At 71.4% G+C, this 22,757-nt stretch carries 22 protein-coding genes; 13 read left to right on the top strand and 9 right to left on the bottom strand.

All coding sequences use genetic code 11. The features are described from left to right. The first annotated feature begins 204 nt into the window (after window positions 1-204). Window positions 205-1,497 carry a hypothetical protein gene (locus IMZ11_RS27695; RefSeq protein ID WP_228645341.1) on the top strand — a complete coding sequence of 431 codons (1,293 nt, stop codon included), beginning with the start codon at window positions 205-207 and terminating at the stop codon, window positions 1,495-1,497. A gap of 67 nt (window positions 1,498-1,564) precedes the next feature. On the opposite strand, the gene IMZ11_RS27690 is transcribed toward IMZ11_RS27695, so the two are convergent. Further along, window positions 1,565-2,146 (bottom strand): hypothetical protein, encoded by a 582-nt coding sequence (locus tag IMZ11_RS27690; protein WP_228645340.1) that lies wholly within the window; start codon window positions 2,144-2,146, stop codon window positions 1,565-1,567. A 261-nt stretch (window positions 2,147-2,407) separates the two neighbouring features. Between IMZ11_RS27690 and IMZ11_RS27685 the strand changes: the two genes are divergently transcribed. From IMZ11_RS27685 to IMZ11_RS27670, 4 genes are all read left to right on the top strand, one after another. Next, entirely contained in the window at window positions 2,408-3,082 is a 675-nt protein-coding gene (locus IMZ11_RS27685; protein ID WP_228645339.1) for a pentapeptide repeat-containing protein, read from the top strand. 215 nt (window positions 3,083-3,297) lie between these two features. Beyond that, window positions 3,298-6,696, top strand: a complete 3,399-nt coding sequence (locus IMZ11_RS27680) for a phosphodiester glycosidase family protein (RefSeq protein ID WP_228645338.1) — start codon at window positions 3,298-3,300, stop codon at window positions 6,694-6,696. A 168-nt stretch (window positions 6,697-6,864) separates the two neighbouring features. Beyond that, window positions 6,865-7,977 (top strand): MerR family transcriptional regulator, encoded by a 1,113-nt coding sequence (locus tag IMZ11_RS27675; RefSeq protein ID WP_228645337.1) that lies wholly within the window; start codon window positions 6,865-6,867, stop codon window positions 7,975-7,977. Then, window positions 7,974-9,326 carry an MFS transporter gene (locus IMZ11_RS27670; protein ID WP_228645336.1) on the top strand — a complete coding sequence of 451 codons (1,353 nt, stop codon included), beginning with the start codon at window positions 7,974-7,976 and terminating at the stop codon, window positions 9,324-9,326. The genes IMZ11_RS27675 and IMZ11_RS27670 overlap by 4 nt, the downstream gene beginning before the upstream one ends. A 21-nt stretch (window positions 9,327-9,347) precedes the next feature. Here IMZ11_RS27670 and IMZ11_RS27665 read toward each other — a convergent pair whose 3' ends face one another. Beyond that, a complete protein-coding gene (locus IMZ11_RS27665; protein WP_228645335.1) occupies window positions 9,348-9,521 on the bottom strand; it encodes a hypothetical protein in 174 nt (57 codons plus the stop codon). A gap of 96 nt (window positions 9,522-9,617) precedes the next feature. Between IMZ11_RS27665 and IMZ11_RS27660 the strand changes: the two genes are divergently transcribed. Further along, a complete protein-coding gene (locus IMZ11_RS27660; RefSeq protein WP_228645334.1) occupies window positions 9,618-10,076 on the top strand; it encodes an Hsp20/alpha crystallin family protein in 459 nt (152 codons plus the stop codon). Between the two features lie 299 nt (window positions 10,077-10,375). Here IMZ11_RS27660 and IMZ11_RS27655 read toward each other — a convergent pair whose 3' ends face one another. The 3 genes from IMZ11_RS27655 to IMZ11_RS27645 form a co-directional block, all read right to left on the bottom strand. Continuing rightward, on the bottom strand, window positions 10,376-11,077 hold the full coding sequence (locus IMZ11_RS27655; protein ID WP_228645333.1) for a CBS domain-containing protein: 702 nt from the start codon (window positions 11,075-11,077) through the stop codon (window positions 10,376-10,378). Between the two features lie 144 nt (window positions 11,078-11,221). After that, on the bottom strand, window positions 11,222-12,220 hold the full coding sequence (locus IMZ11_RS27650) for a zinc-binding alcohol dehydrogenase family protein (protein WP_228645332.1): 999 nt from the start codon (window positions 12,218-12,220) through the stop codon (window positions 11,222-11,224). Window positions 12,221-12,224: 4 nt separating this feature from the next. After that, window positions 12,225-12,575: a spore germination protein GerW family protein gene (locus IMZ11_RS27645; protein WP_228645331.1), complete on the bottom strand. Its 351-nt coding sequence runs from the start codon at window positions 12,573-12,575 to the stop codon at window positions 12,225-12,227. 128 nt (window positions 12,576-12,703) lie between these two features. Between IMZ11_RS27645 and IMZ11_RS27640 the strand changes: the two genes are divergently transcribed. Further along, on the top strand, window positions 12,704-13,549 hold the full coding sequence (locus IMZ11_RS27640) for a universal stress protein (RefSeq protein WP_228645330.1): 846 nt from the start codon (window positions 12,704-12,706) through the stop codon (window positions 13,547-13,549). 198 nt (window positions 13,550-13,747) lie between these two features. Here IMZ11_RS27640 and IMZ11_RS27635 read toward each other — a convergent pair whose 3' ends face one another. Both IMZ11_RS27635 and IMZ11_RS27630 read right to left on the bottom strand, forming a co-directional pair. Beyond that, window positions 13,748-14,014, bottom strand: a complete 267-nt coding sequence (locus tag IMZ11_RS27635; protein ID WP_061257285.1) for a DUF1876 domain-containing protein — start codon at window positions 14,012-14,014, stop codon at window positions 13,748-13,750. A 110-nt stretch (window positions 14,015-14,124) separates the two neighbouring features. Beyond that, window positions 14,125-14,793, bottom strand: a complete 669-nt coding sequence (locus IMZ11_RS27630) for a pyridoxamine 5'-phosphate oxidase family protein (RefSeq protein WP_228645329.1) — start codon at window positions 14,791-14,793, stop codon at window positions 14,125-14,127. Between the two features lie 228 nt (window positions 14,794-15,021). Between IMZ11_RS27630 and IMZ11_RS27625 the strand changes: the two genes are divergently transcribed. Next, window positions 15,022-15,681: a CBS domain-containing protein gene (locus tag IMZ11_RS27625; protein ID WP_228645328.1), complete on the top strand. Its 660-nt coding sequence runs from the start codon at window positions 15,022-15,024 to the stop codon at window positions 15,679-15,681. Between the two features lie 115 nt (window positions 15,682-15,796). Here the strand turns inward: IMZ11_RS27625 and IMZ11_RS27620 are convergent, their stop codons facing one another. Continuing rightward, the gene (locus IMZ11_RS27620) at window positions 15,797-16,438 is read right to left on the bottom strand and encodes a response regulator transcription factor (RefSeq protein ID WP_061257287.1); all 642 of its coding nucleotides are present in this window, start codon (window positions 16,436-16,438) and stop codon (window positions 15,797-15,799) included. Window positions 16,439-16,611: 173 nt separating this feature from the next. On the opposite strand from IMZ11_RS27620, the gene IMZ11_RS27615 reads away from it, so the two are divergent. The 5 genes from IMZ11_RS27615 (at window position 16,612) to IMZ11_RS27595 (ending at window position 22,101) form a co-directional block, all read left to right on the top strand. Then, a complete protein-coding gene (locus tag IMZ11_RS27615; RefSeq protein WP_228645327.1) occupies window positions 16,612-17,481 on the top strand; it encodes a universal stress protein in 870 nt (289 codons plus the stop codon). Continuing rightward, the gene (locus tag IMZ11_RS27610) at window positions 17,478-17,954 is read left to right on the top strand and encodes an HPP family protein (RefSeq protein WP_228645326.1); all 477 of its coding nucleotides are present in this window, start codon (window positions 17,478-17,480) and stop codon (window positions 17,952-17,954) included. Before IMZ11_RS27615 ends, IMZ11_RS27610 begins: the two co-directional genes overlap by 4 nt. Before the next feature lie 173 nt (window positions 17,955-18,127). After that, window positions 18,128-18,613, top strand: coding sequence for a flavodoxin domain-containing protein (locus IMZ11_RS27605; protein WP_228645325.1), 486 nt, complete (start codon window positions 18,128-18,130; stop codon window positions 18,611-18,613). A gap of 33 nt (window positions 18,614-18,646) precedes the next feature. Continuing rightward, entirely contained in the window at window positions 18,647-19,621 is a 975-nt protein-coding gene (gene ligD, locus IMZ11_RS27600) for a non-homologous end-joining DNA ligase (RefSeq protein ID WP_228645324.1), read from the top strand. Between the two features lie 128 nt (window positions 19,622-19,749). Beyond that, a complete protein-coding gene (locus IMZ11_RS27595; RefSeq protein ID WP_228645323.1) occupies window positions 19,750-22,101 on the top strand; it encodes a LuxR C-terminal-related transcriptional regulator in 2,352 nt (783 codons plus the stop codon). A gap of 9 nt (window positions 22,102-22,110) precedes the next feature. On the opposite strand, the gene IMZ11_RS27590 is transcribed toward IMZ11_RS27595, so the two are convergent. After that, window positions 22,111-22,716: an ATP-binding protein gene (locus tag IMZ11_RS27590; RefSeq protein WP_228645322.1), complete on the bottom strand. Its 606-nt coding sequence runs from the start codon at window positions 22,714-22,716 to the stop codon at window positions 22,111-22,113. Window positions 22,717-22,757: the final 41 nt, after the last annotated feature.

The following is a 22,757-nucleotide window of genomic DNA, read 5'->3' as shown; positions in this document are numbered from 1 at the left end:
GGCCCGGCTGATCGGTCCGGCTGATCGGTCCGGCCGGCCGGGGTGGTTGATCGGTGTGGTGGCCGGGGCGCCGGAACGGTCACGAAGTCCCACCAGTCACGATGGTGAACTTCCGTTTCGCAAACAAGATGCCGACATTCTGGAATGATCGCGGGATATTCCCTCGTGTGCTTCGAGACTGACGGACAGTGACTGATGCCCCCCATGGATCAAATCGCCGCCTTCACGTCGGACCATCCGGTCGGTACCGCCCTCATCTGCGTCGTCGCCCTGGTCCTCCTGGTTCTCGGATTCTTCGTGCTGCGCGCCACGTATCGGGCGCTGGCCGACCTCTTCCGGCGTTTCGCCGCCCCGCGTCCGGCGGAGGACATCCTCACCATCGTCGCCGCGACCATCGCCACCGGCGTGTCGGCGCAGGGCATGTGGCGCTTCTCGGGTGACGTCCTGGGCTTCGACGGCCCGCTCCGCCTCCTGCTCTTCGCGTTCATCGAAGTCGCCGTGATCACCAGTGCCGTACGGGCCCGCCGGAACATGCGGGAGAACTACTCCGCGGGCATCGACGGCATCGCCGTGTGGGTGTTCACCTGCCTGTCGGCCGTGCTGTCCAGCATGGACGCCCGCAGCCTGGCCGAGGCCCTCTTCCGGCTCGCCGCCCCGCTCGTCGCGGCGTGGCTGTGGGAGCGCGGCATGGCGATCGAACGGCACCGGATCACCGGGCGTGCCCGGATCAACTGGCGGATCACCCCCGAGCGGGTCATGGTCCGGATCGGGTTGGCCGAGGCCAGCGACCGCACCGCGAGCGAGGTGGACGCCCACCGCAGGCTCACCCGCGTCGCGCTGGCCGCCAAGCGGGCCCGCGCGCTGCGCGCGGCCGGGGCGTCCGACCGGAAGATGCGCGCCGCGCTCACCAAGCTCGACCGGGCGATGGACCAGGCGGTGGAGTACACCGGCCTGGCGGTCGACTCGTCCCGGCAGGAGGCGCTGCTGTCCCAGATCGGCGCGCTCTACAACACGTCCGCCCTGATCGACCTGAAGCCACCAGTCCCGTGGGCGCCCGAGGAGGAGAAGCAGGCCACGCGGGCCCCGCGTCCCCCGCAACTCGTGCACCCCGCCCTGCCCGCCGCCGTACCGGGCATGCCCGCGACCCCGGCCGCCCAGGTCCTCGTCGACGACGACGAGGAGGGGGCGGAGACGGCGGAACCGGCGCCTCCCGTCGACACGGCGCAGCGCGCCGCCCTGATGCGCGCCGCCCGGCAGTACTGGGACAGGGAGATCGAGCGCCGCTTCGTCCCCCGGGCCGCCGACATCGCCCACGAGATCGGCATTCCGCTGACCACCGCCCGGGAGTACCGCGCTCTCTGGAAGCTGGAGCCCAAGGCCCACGCTCTCCTGGAGGCCGCCTACAACGAGCACGGGATCATCGACACCGGGACGTTCCCGGCGATCACCACGCCCGAGAGCATCCTGACCGTGAACGGCTCCGCCGCCCAGCACTGACAACCCGGTGGAAGGGGGACGGTCGGGTTGGGCAGACCGGCACTGACCGCCCCCGCGGATGAGAGGGTCAGTCGCGCCGTGCCCAGCGCGGCTCGACGTTCGCCCACGCCTCCTCCCAGCGCCGCTGGTTGCGGCGCCGCATGACCCACCGGAGGAAGCCGACGAGCATCGCCAGCACGGCGGCGATCCCGGACAGCGACGCGAGCGCGACGATCGCGGTCGCCATGAGGATCTCCACCGTGCTCGCGGGCTCGAGGGACGGCTGGTCGTCCGCGTTGACCCAGACGCGTACCCGCGTGCCCGGCGTGGCCGTGGTCGCCACGGGCACCTTCGCCTGGTGGATCGCGCCGTCCGGGGTGTGCCAGCGCGCGCCGGCCCGCAGGTCGGTGGCCGATCCCAGCCGTGCTCCCCCTATGGACGTGGGCTGCTCGTACACCGTCGCGGTCACCTGGTGTTTGCCCGCGTTCTCCCGCTGCGCGGTGACGTACGCGGAGCGGGTCGCGAGATACGTCCCCAGAGGCATGATCAGGCAGAAGAGGAGGAGCAGCGTGATCAGGATCGCCGACTCCACGCGATCCGCCGGACGGCGCAGCGGATTGCGGTCCAGACCCAGGAATCTGGCGGCTCTTGCCGGTACGTGCGTATTCATCACACACCTCCACACGTGCTCGACGCTAGGGAACCTCCGTCACCCGGCACAGTGCTGATCGGCCCGGGTAGGAAAGGACCTTCGTCGGCTTTCGTCCGGGCTCGGACGCGTACGCGTTGGGACGTAAAGAGATCCATCGCCCATCCGGGTACGCGGTGCGCTCGATCAGCTACATCGGGGACTGAGCGAGGCTGACCGGCGCGCCAGACCGCCGGGCGAGCCCACGACGCAACCGGACACACAATGCTGGAAGGTAGGGCCGTGGAGACACGCACTGTGCGCCGGACGCAGGTCACGCTGCCGTATCTGGACGATGTGGCGAACGAGGTCGACTCGCTGGAGGGTGAGCACGGCAAGTTGAGCGACTTCGCTTACGCCGATGCCCATCTGCGTGACCTGTCCCTGTCCGGGACCCAGCTCATGGACGGGCACGTCACCGGCCTCACCACTCAGCGCGCCCTCCTGGCCGAGCTGCGTCTGAACTCGGTCGCGTTCTCCGGTTGCGACCTGTCCGGTCTCCGCTGGAGGGACAGCAAGCTGTCCCGCGTCATCTTCACCGGCTGCAAACTGCTGGGCTCGGCGTGGGAGGACGTCACGCTCGAAGACGTGATCTTCGAGGAGTGCAGGTTGGACTACGCCACCTTCATCCGTCTCCGCACGTCAGGACCGATGATCTTCTCGCGATGCGACCTGCGGGAGGCACGGTTCAGCGGGTCAGACCTGAGCAAGGCGGCGTTCGACGAGTGCAACCTGCACCTGACGGAGTTCGACGGCGGCAGCTACCGCGGGTGCGACCTGCGCAGCAACGACCTGTCCAGCCTCCGCGGTGTGAGTGTGCTCAAGGAGATCATCATCGATCGGCCCCAGCTCCACCACCTCGCCCAAGCGCTCGCGGCCGACCTGCGGATCAGCTTCGGCGAGGGCCTCGAAAACTAGAGGCCCACAGAGGCGCAGACATGGGCTCGTGGTCAGCCATCGCGGCCCGCGCTTCGGCGGTGGCTCACGACTCAATACCTGGAGGCCCGCGCTCCAGACGGGGCTCTGGGTGCCGCCGGAGGTGATGAAGTTTTCTTTTAAGACACCTTGAGGTCTTGAAAATTGTAACCAGGACACGATTGGGTTCACTCGTGTCACAACGTCACCACCCCCGCATGTTGGCCGTGGCCCTTCTCGCTCCGCTGCTCGCGTTCGGCGCGGCCGGGCCGGCCCAGGCAGATCCACAACCGCCGCAATCCCTCGTCGAGGACGCGCCCCCCGCGTCGTCCTACCAGCCGTCATCCACGCTGCTCGTCACCCCAGGGGCGCAGAGGCTGGAGACGGCGAAGCAGACCCGGCCGGTCGCGCCGGGCGTCACACTCACCTCGTTCGACCGCTACGACGCGGCCGGCTGGTTACGCGCCGACGCGATCACCGCCGACCTCACCGGCGGCGCCAGCGCCGGCTACGTCTTCTCCGGGGAGGTGTCGAAGACCGAGCCGCTCTCCGGGCCGGTGAAGCGCAGCCGCGCCGTCGCCGCCGTCAACGGCGACTTCTTCGACATCAACAACTCGGGGGCGGCCCAGGGCGTCGGCGTCCGCGACGGAGAGCTCGTCCAGTCCTCGACCTCCGGCCACGGCAACGCGGTCGCGCTCACGCCCGACGGCGTCGGGCGCGTCCTGCAGATGCGCTTCGACGGCACCGCCACCCCGGCGGGCGGCGACCCGATCACCCTGACCCAGTTCAACCAGCTCATCCAGGCCAATGGCGTCGGCGTGTTCACCCAGCTGTGGGGTTCCTACGATCGCGGCCGCGCGGTCGCGGGCGCCGCCGCGGTCACCGAGGTCGTGCTCCGCGACGGCGCCGTCGCCGAGGTGCGCTCCGCCGCCGGCAGCGGTCCGATCCCGGCGGGTACGACGATCCTCCTCGGCCGCGAAGCCGGATCGGCGGCCCTGGCCCGGCTGAAGCCCGGCGACCGCGTCGACGTGGCGTACCAGCCGAAGGCGTCCGACGGCGGCGCCGTCAAGACTGCGATCGGAGGCGGTGACATCGTCGTCAAGGACGGCGTCGCCCAGGTCTTCTCCGACAACGCCGCCCACCCGCGCACCGCCGTCGGCTTCTCCACCGACGGCCGCACGATGTACATGCTGACCGTCGACGGCCGCCAGACCGACAGCCGGGGCGTCACCCTCACCGAGCTCGGGGCCATGATGGCCGAGCTGGGCGCGCACAACGCGATCAACCTCGACGGCGGCGGCTCCTCCACGATGCTCGCCCGCGAGCCCGGCTCCGCCGACGCCCGGGTGGAGAACAGCCCCTCCGACGGCGAGGAGCGGCACGTCCCCAATGGCCTGGCCCTCTACGCCCCCACGGGCAGCGGCAAGCTCAAGGGCTTCTGGGTCGAGACGGCCGCCGATCCGGTGAAGGCGCCGGGCACCGGGCCGACCACGGGCGGGCGCACCGACCGCGTCTTCCCCGGGCTCACCCGCAGACTCACCGCCGACGGCTACGACGAGACGTACGGCCCGGTGGAGGGCGCGCCCTCGTGGCGGGCCACGCCGGCCGTGCACGGGCAGGTCGGCCGCGACGGTGTCTTCCACGCCTCGGTGCCCGGCCAGACGACCGTCACCGCCTCGCGCGACGGCGCCAAGGGCGAGATCGAGCTCACCGTCCTGCAGCCCCTCGTACGGCTGGGCGCCACGGCCGACCGGGTCGGCCTCGCCGGCGCGGACGACTCGGGCGTCTTCGGCGTGGTGGGCTACGACCGCAACGGCAACTCCGCCCCCATCGAGCCCGGCGACGTGCGCCTCGACTACGACACGACCCTGTTCGACGTCGCCCCCGCCGAGCACGGCCTGTTCGCGGTGACGTCGAAGAAGGCGACCGGCTCGGGCACGATCACCGTCTCCGTCGGCAAGGTGACCACCGCGGTGCCGGTGACGGTAGGCTTCCAGGACGTCTCGGTCGCCGACTTCGAGAACGCCGCGTCCTGGACGTTCGCCGCGGCGCGCGCCACCGGATCGCTGTCGCCGACGCCGGGGCAGAGCGGGGGCGGGCTGCGGCTCGCGTACGACTTCACCCAGTCGACGGCCACGCGCGCGGCCTACGCCAGCCCGCCGCAGCAGATCACCATCGAGGGGCAGCCGCAGGCGTTCGGGATGTGGATCCGCTCCTCCGGGAACGGGGAGTGGCCCAGCCTGGAGTTCTACGACGCCCAGGGACAGTCGCAGATCCTGCGCGGCCCGTACCTCACCTGGACCGGCTGGAAGTACGTCGAGTTCGCCGTCCCGCCCGGGGTGAACTACCCGCTGAAGCTCCGGCGCTTCTACGTCGCGGAGACCAGGGCCGACCAGCTGTACAACGGTGAGATCGCCATTGACGGGCTGGTCGCCAAGGTGCCGCCGCCGGTGAGCGCCCCGGCCGCCGCCAAGGTGGCCGACCCGGTCGTCCGTACCGGCGCCGCGGTGGCCGACATGCCGTGGCGGTTCGCGGTCATGTCCGACGGGCAGTTCGTGGCGCGTGACCCCGGCAGCGACATCGTCGCCAACGTCCGCCGCACCCTGCGGGAGATCAAGGCGGCCAAGCCCGACTTCCTGATCATCAATGGCGACCTCGTCGACGAGGCGTCCCCCGAGGACTTCGCGCTGGCCAAGCGCATCCTGGACGAGGAACTCGGCGGCGAGCTGCCGTTCCACTATGTGCCCGGCAACCACGAGGTGATGGGCGGAAAGATCGACAACTTCAAGGCGGTCTTCGGCGACACCTACGGCACGTTCGACCACAAGGGCACCCGCTTCATCACCCTCGACACCTCGCGGCTGAACCTGCTCGGCGGAGGGTTCGAGCAGGTGGCCATGCTCAGGAAGCAGCTCGACGCGGCCGCGAAGGACCCCGCGATCGGTTCGGTGGCCGTGCTGTTCCACGTGCCCCCGCGCGACCCCACGCCCGGCAAGGGCAGCCAGCTCGGTGACCGCAAGGAGGCCGCGCTGGTCGAGGGCTGGCTGGCAGACTTCCAGCGCACCACCGGCAAGGGAGCGGCCTACATCGGCGGGCACGTCGGGACGTTCCACGCCTCGCACGTCGACGCCGTGCCGTACTTCATCAACGGCAACTCCGGTAAGAACCCGGCCACGGCGGCCGACGACGGAGGGTTCACCGGCTGGTCGCTGTGGGGTGTCGACCCGGTGACGGCGAAGGAGGCCGAGCACGTCCGGCGCAACTGGTTCGTGGACGCGCCGAGCTGGATCGGCACGCAGGTCCGACCGCACGTGGACGAGCTGACCCTCACCGCGCCCGCTTCCGTGCAGGTCGGCGAGTCCGGCCGGGTGTCGGCGACCCTGACGCAGGACGGCCGTACGGTGCCCGTCGGCTATCCCGCCTCGGCCGACTGGTCCGGCTCCCCGAACCTGCACGTCGGCGATCGCGCCGGCGCCAAGCCGTGGCACGTCGCGGTGCTGGACCCGGAGACCGGGGCCATCACGGCGCTGCGCCCGGGGCAGGTCGTGGTCGCCGTCACCGTGAACGGCGTCACCCGCCAGGCCACGGTCGCGCTGGCCGCCCGCGCGGCCGCCTGACCCGCGCCCCAAAACGGGCCCTCTCGCGGTACGGCGGCGCCGCACCGCGAGAGGGCCCGCGCACGCCGGACGGCCGACGCCGTGAACACGGCGGCGTGTTGACCTTCCCCCTGGGTGAAGCAGCAACATCGTCCGTACCGGCCACGGTGGCCGGGATGAGGAGGAGTGGTGCGGCTGCTGACGATCGGGGCGTTCGCTCGGGCCGCCCGGCTGTCGCCGAAGGCGTTGCGGCTGTATGACGAACTCGGGTTGCTGCGGCCGGCCGCGGTGGACGGAGAGTCCGGATACCGGTTCTACGATCCGGCGCAGCTGGAGCGGGCCCGGCTGATCGCCTGGCTGCGGCGGCTGGGCATGCCGTTGGCCCGCATCCGGCAGGTGTGCGACCTGCCGGCGAGCGCGGCGGCCGAAGAGATCGCCCGCTACTGGGAGCAGGTGCTGGCCGAGACCGCCGCCCGCGGGCAGTTGGCCACATTCCTCGTCGACTACCTGTCGGGAAGAGGAAGCACCGTGGAAGAGACGGCGACCGTACTGGGGATCCGTTACGCCGCCCGGTCAGAGTCGGGACTGGTGCGTACGAGCAACGAAGACACCGCGTACGCCGGCCCCCGGCTGCTGGCGGTGGCCGACGGGGTCCGCGGCCCGGCCGGGGACCTCGCGAGCGCGGCGGCCGTCGACGCGCTCAAACCGCTGGAGACCATGGCCGTCCCGGCCGAGGACCTGCTGGGCGCTCTCTCCGACGCGGTCGGTGAAGCCGACCGGATGATCGGGGAAATCGCCGCGTCGACGCCGTCGGGGGAGGCGGTCACCACGTTGACCGCACTGCTGTGGTCGGGTTCCCGGCTGGCGTTGGTGCACATCGGCGACACCCGGGCCTACCTCCTACGTGACGGCGAGCTGTTCCAGATCACCCATGACCACACCTACGTCCAGTCGTTGGTCGACGAGGGCCGGCTGACCGCGGAGGAAGCGGCCTCGCACCCGCGACGCTCGCTGCTCGCGCGAGCGCTGACCGGTACCGGCGGCGCCCGGCCGCACCTGTCGCTGCACGAGGCCGCGGCCGGTGACCGGTACCTGCTGTGCTCCGACGGCCTGTCCGCCGTCGTACCCGCAGGGTCGCTGCGTGAGGTGCTGACCGGGCCCGCCGCGCCCCAGCACGTGCTCGACGAACTGGTCGCGCGCGCGTACGCTGCCGGCGCCCCCGACAACATCGCCTGCGTCGTCGCCGACGTGGTGAGCCTGGAGGCGCCGGCCGCGGCCACGACCGCCGGCACCGGGCGGTGAGCACGTCAGGGGTCGGGTCGCTCGGCGCCTACGCGGTCGACCGCCGCCCGCTGGCCGTCCCGGCCTTCCGGCGACTGTGGGTGGCGTCGGCGGTCTGCGCGGTGGGCGGTTCCTTCAGCGTCATCGCCGTGCCGACGCAGCTGTACACGGTGACCGGCTCCTCGGCGGTCGTGGGCGCGGCGGCGGCGGTGTCGTTCGCCGCGCTGGTCGTGGCGGCGTTGTGGATCGGCGCGCTCGCCGACGTCATGGACCGGCGAAGAGTGTTACTGGCGGCCCACTGCGGCCTCGCGTTCACGTACGTGGCCTTGTGGGCCCAGGCCGTGCTCGGCGGGCGCTCCGTCCCGGTCGTGATGCTGTTGGTCGCCTGCCAGGGCCTGTCCTTCGCGGCGATCATGACCACGATGGGCGCCGTGGTGCCCCGCCTCGTCCCTGTCGAGCTGCTACCGGCGGCGAACAGCCTCAGCTCTCTGACCCGCTACGCCGGGTCGATCCTCGGACCGGTGCTGGCCGGGGTCGTGATCCCGATCGTCGGCCTCGACACGCTGTACCTGTTCGATGCCGTCGCACTGCTGGCCGTTGTGTGGGCGGTTGCCATGTTGCCGCCGTTGCCGCCGCTGCCGCCGCTGCCGCCGCAGCCGGTCGGATCGTCGAACGATCCGATCGTGCGCTTCCGTCGGCGTCGCCCCACAGTCGGCCAGTTAGTGGCCGGTTTCCGGTACGTGGCGGCCAGCCGGCTGCTCGTGGCGGTGCTCGCGGTGGACCTCGCGGCGATGGTCTTCGGCATGTCGACAGCCCTGTTTCCGGAACTCGCCCAGCACACCTACGGCGGACCCGCCGGAGGGGGCCTGGAGTTGGGACTGCTCTACGCCGCCTATCCGGCCGGGGTCGTCACAGCCGGGCTGTTGTCGGGCACGTTCACTCGCTCCCGGCGCCACGGTGCGCTCATGGCGGGGGCGGCCGCCGCCTGGGGCATCACCGTCGTGTTCCTCGGACTGGCCGCACAACTGTGGGTCGCACTGGCGGCGCTCGTCCTCGGCGGCGCGGTCAACTTCGTGCTGAGCACCTTCCGCAACGCCATCACACAGGCACACACTCACGACACCGTGCGCGGCCGGGTCCAGGGGTCGCTCACCGTCGTCCTCTTCGGAGGCCCGCACATCGCGAACCTGCTGCACGGGGCCGCCAGATCACTCCTCGATCCCCGAATGGTGATCTGCGTCGGCGGGCTGCTCACGACAGCGACCGTGGCGGCGATCACCTGGGCGGTGCCGGAGCTGCGGACCTACACCGCTCGGTCCACGACCTCCGACCCGCCGAGACCCGCCGTCCCGGCACGGCCGTGCGAATGACCCCTGAAGAGGCCCGCGTCGTCAGCGGCTGTCGCCGTACTCCGCGACGACCGCGAGCAGGGTCGTCATGGCGGCGGTGATCTCCGGGTCGCCGCCCGCCGGTCCGAGCACCTCCAGGTGCGCGGCTGTGGCGTCCGGACGGTCGTGCCTTCGCAGGGCGTAGGCAGGGCGCGGTCGGCATCCAGCGGCATCCATTGGTCCCCACAGGTCAGGGACCTGCGACTCTGACGCGGGGTGGCCCGCCTGGTGATGTCATGGAGGGAGTAGGCGCGCACGCGAAGGGAGTCAGAGATGGGTGCCATCGCACGCAGGGAGAGCGGCTGGCCCTTCCCGGACCTGCTGGAGTTGCTGGAGTCGCCGATGATGGGACTGCGCTCGTCGGCGGAGCTCATCCGCATCGAGGACTACGTGGACCGGGACCGGGACCGGTACGTCGTACGGGCCGAACTGCCCGGCATCGACCCGGACAAGGACGTCGACATCACCCTCACCAACGGGGTGCTGGAGATCCGCGCGCAGAAGACCCAGGAGACGCGGGAGCGGCACCGCTCCGAGTTCCACTACGGGGCGCTCTACCGGTCCCTCATGCTCCCGCCCGGCGTCAGGGAGGACGACGTCCAGGCCATGTACAAGGACGGTGTACTCGAAGTGAGCGTGGGCCTGGAGACGGAGCAGAGGGCCGAGGGACGGAAGATACCGATCCAGCGCCAGGCGGAGGAGGAGCGGTCTGAGACTGAGACCGGGCAGTGACCCGGCAGTGATCCGGCGCGGGGCTCCGGCGCGGTGACCGGCCGGGGGAGACCCGGCACGGTGCGCCGGGCCGAGGAACCCGGACATCGGCGAAGGACCCCGGGTATCGAACGGGCGAAGGGCGGGAGGATCTCCCGCCCTTCCGCGTCGGCGGCCACTGTTCTCCCGCCGCTCGGCGCGCTGTCAGGCGCCGCCCCGATCGGCTCCGTTGCTCCGATCGGCTCCGTCGTACCGTGTCGTGCCCGTCGAACCCCAGGATTCGCCCAGATTGCGCCCAGGGGCCAGGTGGACGGCCCGTGTCACTTGCGGCCCCACCGCGAGGTGTCGTCCTCTTCCCACTCCAGCTTGTCGACGATGTCGACCACGCCGTGGACCCGCAGTGCCATCGCGACCACGATCGCGGCGTCGCTGCGCCGGGCCATCCACCCGGTCAGCGTCACGACTCCCTGCCACACGTCGACGTCGATCCGCGAGTTCTCCGCCCACAGCGAGTGCTCGACGACGTCCTCGCGTACCTCCTTGGCGAGGTCGGCGTCGGAGCGCACGAACACCCTGAGCATGTCCTGACGGCTGACGACGCCGACCAGGACGCCGTCCGCGTCCACCACCGGCAGCCTCTTCACCCCGTGCTGGTCCATCAGCCTGATCGCGGAGACCACGGAGGCTCCCGGTGGGATCGTCACCGCGGGAGACGTCATCAGTTCGGCGGCGGTGTCACCGTGTGCGGTGTCCCTGACACTGTGGTTCTTCTCCGTCAGGCGGTGCCGCAGCCGGGCGCGCAGGGGAGGCTGGTACCCCTCGCGATAGTACTGCTCCTTGAACTGCTCCTTGCGCAGCAGGTCGGCCTCGGAGATGACCCCGATCACGTGTCCCTCGCCGTCGACGACGGGTACGGCGCTGACGCTGTGGGCGATGAGCACTTCAGCGACGTCTTTGAAGGGAGTGTTTCCGTTGACCGACGCCACATGCGTGGTCATGACGTCCTTCACTTTGACGCGCATCACGTGCCTCCAAACACGGTCAGAGAATGCCTGCCCTCATCCAAGTGGCGCCGGACGGCGCCGGGCAGAGGCCTTAGGTCCCGAAACGGAGGGCCGTTCGGACATAGGGAGCGGCTCAAGGCACGGCGCTGCCGCCTGTTCCGCCTAGAGCAGGAGCACGGCCGCGCCCTCGACGCGGTCGGCGGCGAGATCGGCCAGGGCCCGGTCGGCCGCGTCGAACGGATAGGGCGTGGTCGCGACCCTGGGACGGTGGAGCGCGGCGAGATCGAGGAAGGCGCGCCCGTCCGCGCGGGTGTTGGCCGTGACGCTGCGCAGGGTGCGCTCCTGGAACAGGTGCCGTTCGTAGTTCAGTACCGGGACGTCGGTCAGGTGGATCCCGGCGACGGCGAGCGTCCCGCCGCGGTCGAGGGCCGCGAGGGCGACAGGGACGAGTTCGCCCACGGGCGCGAACAGGATGGCCGCGTCCAGAGGCTCGGGCGGTGTGTCCCAGGCGCCGCCGGCCGAGCGCGCGCCCAGTGCCATGGCCAGCTCCCGAGCCTGCTCCGATCGCGTCATCACGTGTACGGCGGCACCCTGGGCGACGGCGATCTGCGCCGTCAGGTGGGCGGACGCGCCGAAGCCGTAGATCCCGAGGCGGCCCCCGGGCGGCAGGTCGGCGCGGAGCAGGGCGCGATAGCCGATGATCCCGGCGCACAGCAGCGGCGCGAGCGTCTCGGCCGACCCCTCGTCCGGCAGGAGGTACGCGAAGTCCGCCGGGACGGTGACGTGCTCGGCGTAGCCGCCGTCGGCGTCCCACCCGGTGTAGGTGGACGCCGGGCACAGGTTCTCCGCCCCGCCCAGGCAGTAGCGGCAGTGCCCGCAGGTCGAGCGCAGCCAGGCCACGCCCACCCTGGTGCCGGCGGGCGGGCCGGCCGTACCGGGACCGAGCGCCGCCACCCTGCCCACCACTTCGTGGCCGGGCACCGTCCTCGGCCGTCGCGGCGCGAGATCGCCTTCGGCCAGGTGGAGGTCCGTACGGCAGACCGCGCAGGCCTCGACGCGTACGAGCAGCTCGCCCGGACCGGGCACGGGAATCGGGAGCCGGGCACGTTCGAGGGGGTGGGTGGCGATCGGACCGGGACGGGCGACCACCCAGGCGTCCATCCCGTCAGCGCTTCCTGGCCCGGAGACGCACGATGGTGCGTAGGGTCAGCAACGCGACCACGACGATGACCTGCCCGCCCACGATCAGCTTGTTGACGTCGACCACCGGCTGCCAGCGCACGTCGCCGTCCTTGATGACGAACACGCCCGCCGGGGTCGCGCCGAGGCCGAACCCGCCGCCGACGCCCTCGCCGGGGTTGTCGCCCTCCTGCCTGCCGCTGCCGCCGCCTCCGCCTCCGGCGACCCGGGCGACCGGGATGACCGTGACCCCGTCTCGGACGATCGGCTCGCCGAACACCCGCGTGACGGTCGGCTTGTCCTGGGCTTGTTCGAGCATCTCGATGATGTCCATCATGATCCCCCTTCGCGGTGAATGTCGCCCTAACCATTCCCGCGTATGGCGGAGGTGAAAGACCCGGAGCCGTACCCGCCGCATCCGCCGGGTAGACAGGGATAGGTGAGGTTCGCGATGAAGGAGAGAAAATGATCATTGTCGGAGTGGACGGGTCGGCCGCCGGGCTGGAGGCCGCCTCGTGGGCGGCCCGGGAGGCCGCACTGCGCGGCACCTCGCTGCGGGTCGTCCACGCGATGCCGAAATGGGCGTCCGAGATGCCCGGCCACGGTCCGTACACGGACGTCGCGAGATGGATGCGGGAAGGGGCCGAATCCGTCCTTGAGGAGGCCCTGACCCGGATCGGCGAGCAGGAGGGGGACGTGGCCGTCGACTCCGCGCTGCTGCCCGGTGACGCCCGGATCGCGTTGATCAAGGCGGCGGAGGAGGCGGAGCTGCTCGTGGTCGGCAACCACGGGCTCGGCGGCTTCCGCGGCCTGCTCGTGGGCTCCGTGGCGCTCGGCGTGGCCGGCCGGGCCTCCTGCGAGGTCGTCGTGGTGCGCACGCTTCCGGTGAACGTCCGCCGCAGGATCGTCGTCGGCGTCGACGGATCGCCCGCGAACGCGGCCGCCATCGACTTCGCCTTCTCCGAGGCGGCCCTCCACGACACGGAGCTGCACGCCGTACACGCCTGGAGGGGGCTCGTCGCCGGCGGCGGGTTCGAGGCGGCCGCGTCGGTCCAGGAGGAGGACGGGCTGCGCGGCATGCTCACGGAGTCGGTGGCCGAGGCGGCGCGGCGGCACCCGGACGTGAAGGTCACCGAGCATGTCGTCAACGGGCATCCGGTCGAGGTTCTGAAGGAGGCGTCGGCCGGGGCGGGACTGCTCGTGGTCGGGGCCCGGGGGCGGAGCGGGCTGGCCGGGCTGGTGCTCGGATCGGTCAGTAACGCGCTTCTGCAGCACGCCGACTGCCCGGTGGCCGTGGTCCCGGCGCGGTGACCAGTACGCGGTGACCAGTACGCGGTGACCAGTACGCGGTGACCAGTACGCGGTGACCGGTACGGGCTGATGTGCACCGGCCGGGCACGGTATGTCACCCCTTCGGGGGACCCCGCGCCTCTCAGGGACCCGGTGGCGCGGGGTCCCGTCCCGACCGGATCAGCAAGGTGATCGGCAAGATGGCCGGCGGGATGAGGATCAGCGGGCCCGTGACGCGGCGGCGAACTGCGCCACGTCCTCGGCGCCGTCCTCGATCAGTTTGGCGGCCAGGTCGGACAGGGCACGCCCTGCCGCGAGCTCGTCCCCGATCTGGGGGACCGGCCGATCATGAGGGTTGCGCCGGGCGTGGGCGACGCTCTCGTGTCGAGTGCCGTCACCCGCGTGGAGCACGGCCCTCGCCGTGGTCACCTGATCTTCGTCGTCCTCGCTGATGAAGATCTCGACGTTCCATTCCTTGGCTTCCATCGCGAACACCTCCCACTCCAGCGTCCCCTCCGCCCGGATCGGACGGAAGGGACTTTTGGCCTGGTATGTCGCTATAAATCCGCGTTAATCCGTTTTCTTGGGACCAGGGGTCAGAAGCCGCGGATACGGCGCCCGGTGATGTGGTGCGGAACGATGCTGATGTACGTCTCGCGTTCACCGCCGGCCCAGGGCTCGACCTCGGTGCTCGCCGCCTCCGCCACCTCGCTCGCCGAAACGTGGTGGGCGGGCCCCTGTACGAGCACGCTCCACCCTTCCCGGTTGACGTCGTCGATGTGGTCGACTTCGAAGCCGATCGTGAGCTCGACGCCCACCATGCCGGTGCGCACGGCCTTCTCCATCGGGCCGCCGTACTGGGTGCGGAAGACGATGGCCCCGTTGTGGACCTTGAAGTTCACCGGGAAGACCGTCGGCCCGGACGGCCCGCTGAAGGCGACCCTGCCGACGCCGCCGGGAGCGATGAGTCGCATGCACTCCTCGGGATCGAGCGCGTGCAGGACCGGGTGCGCGGCGGCAGCCCCCTGGCCGGGCGGCTGGTCCATCCCGGCGCCGAGCAGGTCATCCGGTGTGGTCTCCAGCGCCGCCGCCAGCCGCAGCAGCGCCTCCTCGGTGATCGAGGCGGCGGACTCCTCGACGTACTCCACGAATCCGGGGGCCATTCCCGCTCGCTCTGCCAGATCCTCGCGGCTGAGCCCCAGACGCTTGCGGTGATAGGCGATGCGGCGGCCCAGATCACCGGGCGAGACTGTACGGCGGGACATCGGCTCCCCTTCCTTCATACCGGGTGTCAGGACACCCTCATGAGTGACGGTACGCCGTTCCGGTCGCCGTCGTCGCGATACCCCACCCAAGACCGCTTATACCGCCAGAGTCGGGGCATCAGGGACCTAAGCCCCTGCGGGCGGAGGACATAAGACGCTGCCGGGCGGCTCCGCCTCGGGCGGACGCTGGTCGGGGAAGCGAGTGAGGCGGCAGCGAGGGAGGAAACCATGCCCGTCACCGTCAGAGACGTCATGGGCCGGGTGGCGATCGCGGTCCAGGAGGACGCGGGATTCGCCGATATCGCCGCCGCGATGGAGCGGTACGGGGTGGGCGCGGTGGCCGTCGTCGACGCGGAACGCCGGCCCGTCGGAGTGGTCTCGGAGGACGACCTGCTGCTCCGGGAGACCGACGAGCCCGGAGGGATCGGCGGGATGCTCGACGTCGGCCGCCGCCGCGAGCACCGAAGGGCGCTCGGCGTCACCGCCGCCGAGATCATGAGCACGCCGCCCGTGACGGTGACCCCCGGGACGCCCGTACGGGTCGCCGCGCGCCTGATGCACGAGAAGCGGATCAAGCAACTGCCGGTGATCGACCCGGTCAGCGGGCGCATCGCCGGGACCGTGCACCAGTCCGACCTGCTCCGCATCTTCAACCGTCCCGTCGAGGACGTACGCGCGGACATCATGGACGTGATCAGGCGGCAGGCCGATCCGGAGTGCCTGGAGATCGTCATCGAGTCCGGCATGGTGACGCTCAGGGGACGGGTGCGGCGGCGCTCCCAGGTCTGCCATCTCGTCGAGGGCGTACGCGCGGTCGAGGGTGTGATCGACGTCACGACCGAGATCACGTTCGCCAGGAACGACCTGGCCGTCCCGCCGATGCTCTGACGCCGATGCTCTGGCGCCGCTGCTCTGACCGTGCCCCGGCCGCCGTACCGGCCAGGCCCCCGGCGTCGCTCCCGCTGTCGCCCCCCGCTGTCATTCCGGCCGCACGCCGGGCGGTTCACTCGCCGCGATCGACCTTCAGGCGCGCGGCGAGGGCCGCCGCCTGCGTGCGCCGCTGCATGTTGAGCTTGCTCAGCAGGTTGGACACGTAGTTCTTGACGGTCTTCTCGGCGAGGTAGAGACGCTCACCGATCTGCCGGTTGGTCAGTCCCTCGCCGATCAGCTCCAGGATGTGCCGCTCCTGCTCCGACAGCGCCGCGAGCGGATCCCTTTTGCCGGCCTGATCGCGCAGACGCTGGAGCATGGTCGCCGTCGTCTGCGGGTCGAGCAGCGACTGGCCCGAGGCCACCGTCCGGACGGCCCCCACGAGATCGGACCCGTGGATCTGCTTGAGCACGTATCCCGCGGCCCCCGCCATCACGGCGTCGAACAGCGCCTCGTCGTCGGCGAAGGACGTCAACATCAGGCAGGCCAGCTCGGGCATCCGCGAACGCACCTCCCGGCAGACGTCCACGCCGTTGCCGTCGGGCAGCCGTACGTCGAGGACCGCGACGTCCGGTTTGAGCGCCGGGATGCGCGCGATCGCGGACTCGGCCGTCCCGGCCTCGCCGACGACCTCGATGTCGTCCTCGGCCTCGAGCAAAGCCGCCACGCCGCGCCGTACGACCTCGTGGTCGTCCAGGAGGAATACACGAATCATGTCATGCACGCTAGCGTCCGTTTCGTCTGAATGGGTAGAGAGCGGGGACGCGGGCGGACCGATCGGCCCCGATGCGGGGCGGAGGTCCCGAAGCCATGGGACGTTGGGCCACTGCCCGGCCGTTCGGCGGATGATGGAATGAGATCAGCAGGCCCCCGAGAAGGAGACGCGCCATGACCGGACCCATCGTTGTCGGCGTCGACGGTTCCCCGCAATCGACCGCGGCAGTGGACTGGGCGGCGGACGACGCCGCGCGCAGGGGCGTCCCGTTGAAGATCGTGCACGTTCGCGAGCCGTGGGCGAACGAGTATCCCTTCCACCGGGTCGAGGGGTTCGACCAGTCGCTGTCCGACTTCTGCGAGGGCGTCATCAGCGGCGCCGTGCAGCGGGCCAGGGAACGCGTCCCCGGCCTCGCGGTCACCGCGGAACTGGCCACGGGCACGGTCGTGGAGAAGCTGAAGGCCGAGTCCCGGCAGGCCGGCGCGCTGGTCGTCGGCAGCAGGGGCATGGGCGGTTTCGCCGGCCTGGTGCTCGGATCGATCAGTATGGGCATCGCCGGTCGCGCCGCCTGCCCGGTCGTGATCGTACGGGGGCCGCGGAAGGACGAGCGGCGGGAGATCGTCGTCGGGTTCGACGGATCGGAGCACTCCGAGGCCGCCATGCGGTACGCCTTCGAAGAGGCGCAACTGCGCGGCGCCGGGGTGCGCGTGGTCTACGCGTGGCAGATGCCGGCGTTCACGCCGTTCGCGGTCGGCTACACCCGTGTGCTCGACGAGGTCTTCGAGCAGAGCGCGGAGATGGCGCGACGCCAGCTCGCGCCCTGGCGGGAGAAGTACCCGGACGTGCCGGTGACCCAGTCGGCCGTCTGCGGGCATCCCATCGCCGTCCTGTCGGACTTCTCCCGCGAGGCAGACCTGCTCGTGGTCGGGTCGCGCGGGCTCGGCGGGTTCGGCTCGGCCGTGCTGGGATCGGTCGGCCACGGGGTTCTGCACCGGGCTCATTGCGCCGTCGCCGTCGTGGGCCGGGGAGAGGAGGAGCGATGAGCGTGGAAACCCTGACCGCGGAGCAGATCATGACCCGCGTGCTGGTCACGGTCACCGTGGAGGAGTCCCCACTGATGGCGTGGGAGCTGATGCGCCGCGCCGGCGTCCACCACCTGCCCGTGGTCGACGACGACTGTCACGTCCTCGGCATCCTGACCAGGGAGGACGTCGCCGCCACCTGGTGCGGCGGCGGCCCGGACGAGCACTCGCGCCGCCAGGTGGGCGGCTTGCTCGGCCGGCGCCGGTTGCCCAAGGTCGGCCCGGGACACCCGCTGTCGCGGATCACGGGCGTGATGCTCGACGTCGGATGCGACGCCGTACCCGTCGTCTCGGCGGCGGGCACGCTGCTGGGGCTGGTCACCGTCAGCGACGTCCTGAGCGCAGTGGCCGGCCGGACCGCCCGGGAGGAGAAGGGCCGGGGCGAGGTGCGGACCGGGCTGTTCCATCTCAATCCCGTGCTGCCGCCCGACTGACCGCGCCGCCGCCCGTGCCACGCTCGTGTCGCCGGCCGTGCCACGCCCGTGCCACGCCCGTGCCTCTGACCGCGCCGCCGGCCGGACGGGGACCATCGGCTGATCCACGACCGACCTTCGGCCCTGAAACGCCCCGCGTGATCGGGCGGAGACTGGCGCCGGAGGTGATCTTCATGGCACGGGTTCTGGTCGCGTACGGCTCCAAGAGGGGGTCCACGGCCGAGATCGCCGAGTGGATCGGTCAGACGTTGCGCGAGGAGGGCCATCAGGTCGACGTCCTCGCGGCGGGCGCCGCGAGGGACGCGCGGGGCTACGACGCGGTGATCCTGGGCGGCGGACTGTACGCGAGGCGATGGCACAGGGACGTCCAGCGGTTCGCCCGCCGCCACGCGACCACTCTGCGGGCCGTGTCGGTCTGGCTGTTCAGCAGCGGGCCGCTGGACCATTCCGCGGTGGAGCGGGACATCCCCCCGACGCCGAACGTCGCCCGCTGGTCGGCCAGGCTGGAGGCCCTCGGCCACGCCACGTTCGGAGGGCGGCTCGCCGAGGACGCCGTGGGTTTCCCCGCGTCGTCGATGGCCAGGTCCATGGCGGGCGACTTCCGCGACCGGGCGCACGTCGAGGCCTGGGCGAAGGCGGTGGCCGCCGAGCTGGGGTGACGAAACGGCCGCCCGCCGGGTAGGAGCACCCACATGGGGCACCTGCCGGCGTACGCACCGATGACGGCCCAGCTCGGGCAGTTGCCGCCGGAGGCGCAGGACGAGCTGTTCGGCTACGAGATGAAGTGGGACGGCGTGCGCGCGCTCGGCTACGTCGAGGACGGGCGGCTGCGCCTGGCCTCGCGCAACGGGCTGGACGTCACCGTCGCCTATCCCGAGATCGGCCCGCTCGCGCACGCGGTCGGAGACGCGGTCGTGCTCGACGGGGAGATCGTGGCGTTCGGCGCGCGCGGCCTGCCCAGCTTCGAGGCGCTCCAGCCGCGCATGCACCAGCGCGATCCGGCCAGGATCAGGCTGCTGGCCCGGGCCGTCCCCGTCACATACCTGATCTTCGACATCCTCCATCTCGGGGACGCCACCACGATCCGCCTGCCGTACGCCGAGCGGCGCGAGCTGCTGGAGCGCACCGTCGTGGCGGGGGAGCGCTGGGATGTGCCGCCTCACTCCGCCGGAGGAGGCGCGACGGTGTTCGCGACCAGCCGCGAGCTGCTCCTGGAGGGTGTGGTCGCCAAGCGGCTCTCCTCGCCGTACCGGCCGGGACGGCGCAGCAGGGACTGGCTGAAGATCAAGCACTTCCGCACCCAGGATGTCGTCGTCGGCGGCTGGAAACCGGGCGAGGGGAGGCGCGCCGAGGGCATCGGCTCGCTGCTGCTCGGCGTGCACGACGACACCGGTCGGCTGGTCTTCGCCGGGCACGTCGGCACCGGCTTCACCGAGGCGATGCTCGCCGGCCTGGCCGAACGGCTGGCGCCGCTCGCCCGCGCGAAGAGCCCGTTCGACGACGAGGTGCCGCGCGAGCACGCCCGGCACGCGCGCTGGGTGGAGCCCGTCCTGGTCGGCGAGGTGCGGTACGCCGAGTGGACCGGGGACGGCCGGCTGCGCCACCCGAGCTGGCGCGGTCTGCGCCCGGACCGGCGGGCCGACGACGTGGTCAGGGAACCCGGCTGACCGGCCGCGCGGAGGCGATCTCCTCGGCACCTGCACGCGCGCGAAGTTATGGCGGAGACATAACCTAGATTCTGTCGAGTCCGGTTCCGCGCGCGGCGATCCGCGAGCCGAGGCGTTTGATGGCGGCGATGACAACCCAGACCTCGAAGCGATCACACAACAGGCTGCCCACCGAGGTGACCAGTTTCGTCGGCCGTCGGCACGAGGTGGCCGAGGCCAAGCGGCTGCTGTCCCAGTCACGCGTCGTGACGTTCACCGGGCCGGGCGGGGTCGGCAAGACACGGCTCGCGCTGCGGATCGCCGCCGACGTGCGCCGGGCCTTCCCCGACGGCGTGTGGTTGGTCGAGCTGGCCGCGCTGGACGACCCCGCCATGCTGTGCCAGACGGTGGCCGAGGCGCTGGAGATCCGCAACCAGTCGGCGCGGTCGTGCACGGAGGTGCTCGTCGACCACCTCGCGGACAAGCGGGCGCTGCTGGTTCTGGACAACTGTGAGCACCTCCTGAACGACTGCGCCGTCCTGGTGGAGACGCTCGCGCGGGCGACGACGGACCTGCGGATCCTCGCCACGAGCCGGCAGCCCCTGGGCGCCGCCGGCGAGCAGACGCTGGCCGTGCCGGCGATGGCGCTTCCCGACATGGACGGTGTGCCCCTGCCGCTGGAGACGATGACGCACTACGACGCGGTGCGCCTCTTCACCGAGCGGGCCTCCGCCGTGCTGCCCGGCTTCGCGGTCACCGAGGCCAACCACGAGACGGTGGAGCGGATCTGCCGCAGGCTCGACGGGATACCGCTCGCGATCGAGCTGGCCGCGGTGCGGCTGCGGGCGTTGTCCCTCGACCAGTTGCTCGACCGGCTGGACGACCGGTTCCGGTTGCTCACCGCCGGATCGCGGGCGGTGCTGCCCCGGCACAGGACGCTGCGCGCGCTGATCGACTGGAGCTACGGCCTCTGCACGGAGCAGGAACGCCTCCTGTGGGCCCGCGTCTCGGTCTTCGCCGGCAGCCTCGACCTGGAGGCGGCCGAGGAGGTCTGCTCCGGCGACGGGATCGCCAGGGAGGACGTGGTCGACCTGGTGATCGGGCTGGTCGACAAGTCCATCCTGATCCCGGACGAGCAGGGCCAGGCGATGCGGTACCGGCTCCTCGACACGATCCGGCACTACGGCAGGGAGAGGCTGGAGGAGTCCGGCCAGGACGCCGTGATGCGACGGCGGCACCGGGACTACTACCGAGGCCTGGCGGCGGAGGCCGACCGCCTGTTGTTCGGCCCGGACCAGGTGGCGTGGTTCACCCGGCTCAAGCGCGAGCACGCCAACCTGCGGACCTCGCTCGAGTACTGCTTCGCGCAGGGGGAGACCCTCGCGGGACTGGAGATGGCGACCGACCTCCTCTACCACTGGATCACCAGCTACTACCTGCACGAGGGCCGCGGCTGGCTGGACAGGGGCCTGGCGGCGGAGAGCGAGCGGGGCGAGGCGCGGGCCAGGGCCCTGTGGGCGAACTCCTGGCTGGCCATCATCCAGGCGGAGATCGCCCCGGCCGAGGCGATGCTGGCGGAGAGCCGCGCCCTCGGAGAGCGGCTGGGCCTGGAGCGGGTCCTCGCGTGGGTCGCGCTGTTCTCCGGCGTGGTCGCGCTGTACCAGGGAGAGGTCGACAAGGGGATCGAGCTCTACAAGGAGGCCATACGCCGTTACCGCGGCATCGACGACCCCATGGGCGAGGCGTTCACCTATCTCCGGCTCTGCCTGGCGTACTCCCTGATCGGCGAATCGGCCGCCGCCGTCGAGGCGGGGGAGCGGTGCGTCGAGGTCTGCGACGCCCACGGCGACGGGTGGCATCGGTCGTACGCCCTGATGGCGCTGGGGATCGAGGCCTGGCGCCAGGACGACCTCGCCCGCGCGGCCGAGCTGGAGAAGGAGAGCCTCCGGTTCAACCGGTCCCTGGACGACCTGCTCGGCGTCGGGTTGAACCTGGAGGTGCTGTCCTGGATCGCCGCCGCCCAGCGACAGTACGAGCGGGCCGGCCGGTTGCGGGGTGCCCTGCAGATCATCTGGGAGTCGTTGGGGAGCGTCCTGTCGAGCTACGCGTACCTGATGCGCTATCGCGACGAATGCGAGGTCCGGATCCGCAAGGGGCTCGGAGAGCCCTCCTTGCGCGCCGCGCTCAAACGGGGCGCCAGGATTCCCTACGACGAGGTGGTCGCCTACGCCCTGGAGGAGGCGCCCACCGAGGAGGAACGCGCGGAACGGCCGGCCGAGGCGTCACCGCTGACCCCCAGGGAGACGGAGATCGCCCAGCTCGTCGCCCAGGGCATGAGCAACAAGGAGATCGCCGCCACGCTCGTGATCGCGCAGCGCACCGCTGAGGGGCACATCGAGCACATCCTCAGCAAGCTCGGGTTCAGCTCGCGCGCCCAGATCGCTGTCTGGGCCCGCGAGTGGAACCGCGCCGCGGAGGAGCGGGACGCCGCCGGATCCTGAGCGACCCGGTCACTCCCGTCCCTTGCCGCAGGAGTGATGAAGGTCTCTCGTGGCCGGGAACTCCACCCAGACGGCCTTGCCCGTGGCGGTGCGGACACGGCCCCAGCAGCAGGAGAGCCGCTCGATCAGGTGCGACTCCCGTCCCAGCTCCGGCTCCCGTCCGTGGCCGTCCTCGGCGTCCGTACCGGCGGTGCCGGGGTGGGGAGTCGTCGGTGGGAGGACCGTGTCCCCGTCCTCGACCTCGCAGCGGAGCGTGCCGTCCACGAGATAGAGGCTGAGGCGGATCGGCCCGCCCGCGTGCCGCAGCGCGTCGGTGACCAGCTCGCACACCACCTGCTCCGCGACGGTTCCCTGGCCGCGCAGCTTCCAGTCGGCGAGCTGGGCGCGGGTCAGCCGTCGCGCCTGGCGCACGCAGGACGGGTGCCGCGTGAGGATCCAGGTGACGTCGTCCTGGTCGCTCTCCTTGACGGGGGGAGGGGTGCCGCTCCTCTGGAGGAGGCCGTAGGCGCTCGCCAGCCAGGTTCGCGCCCGCCGCCCCCAGGATGGCGCGAGATCGTGATCAAGGTTGTGGCCGAGACCGTCCGCGGGCGTGGACGGTGACGCCTGCTCGCCCATGTTTCCTCTACCCCCCGGGTCCTCACAGCCGCGTGGATCTC

Origin of the sequence: Microtetraspora sp. AC03309 (genome assembly GCF_020826795.1) — a bacterium.
Taxonomy (GTDB): domain Bacteria; phylum Actinomycetota; class Actinomycetes; order Streptosporangiales; family Streptosporangiaceae; genus Microtetraspora; species Microtetraspora glauca.
Note: the sequence above shows the minus strand (reverse complement) of the source record. Positions and strands in the feature narration are given on the sequence as shown.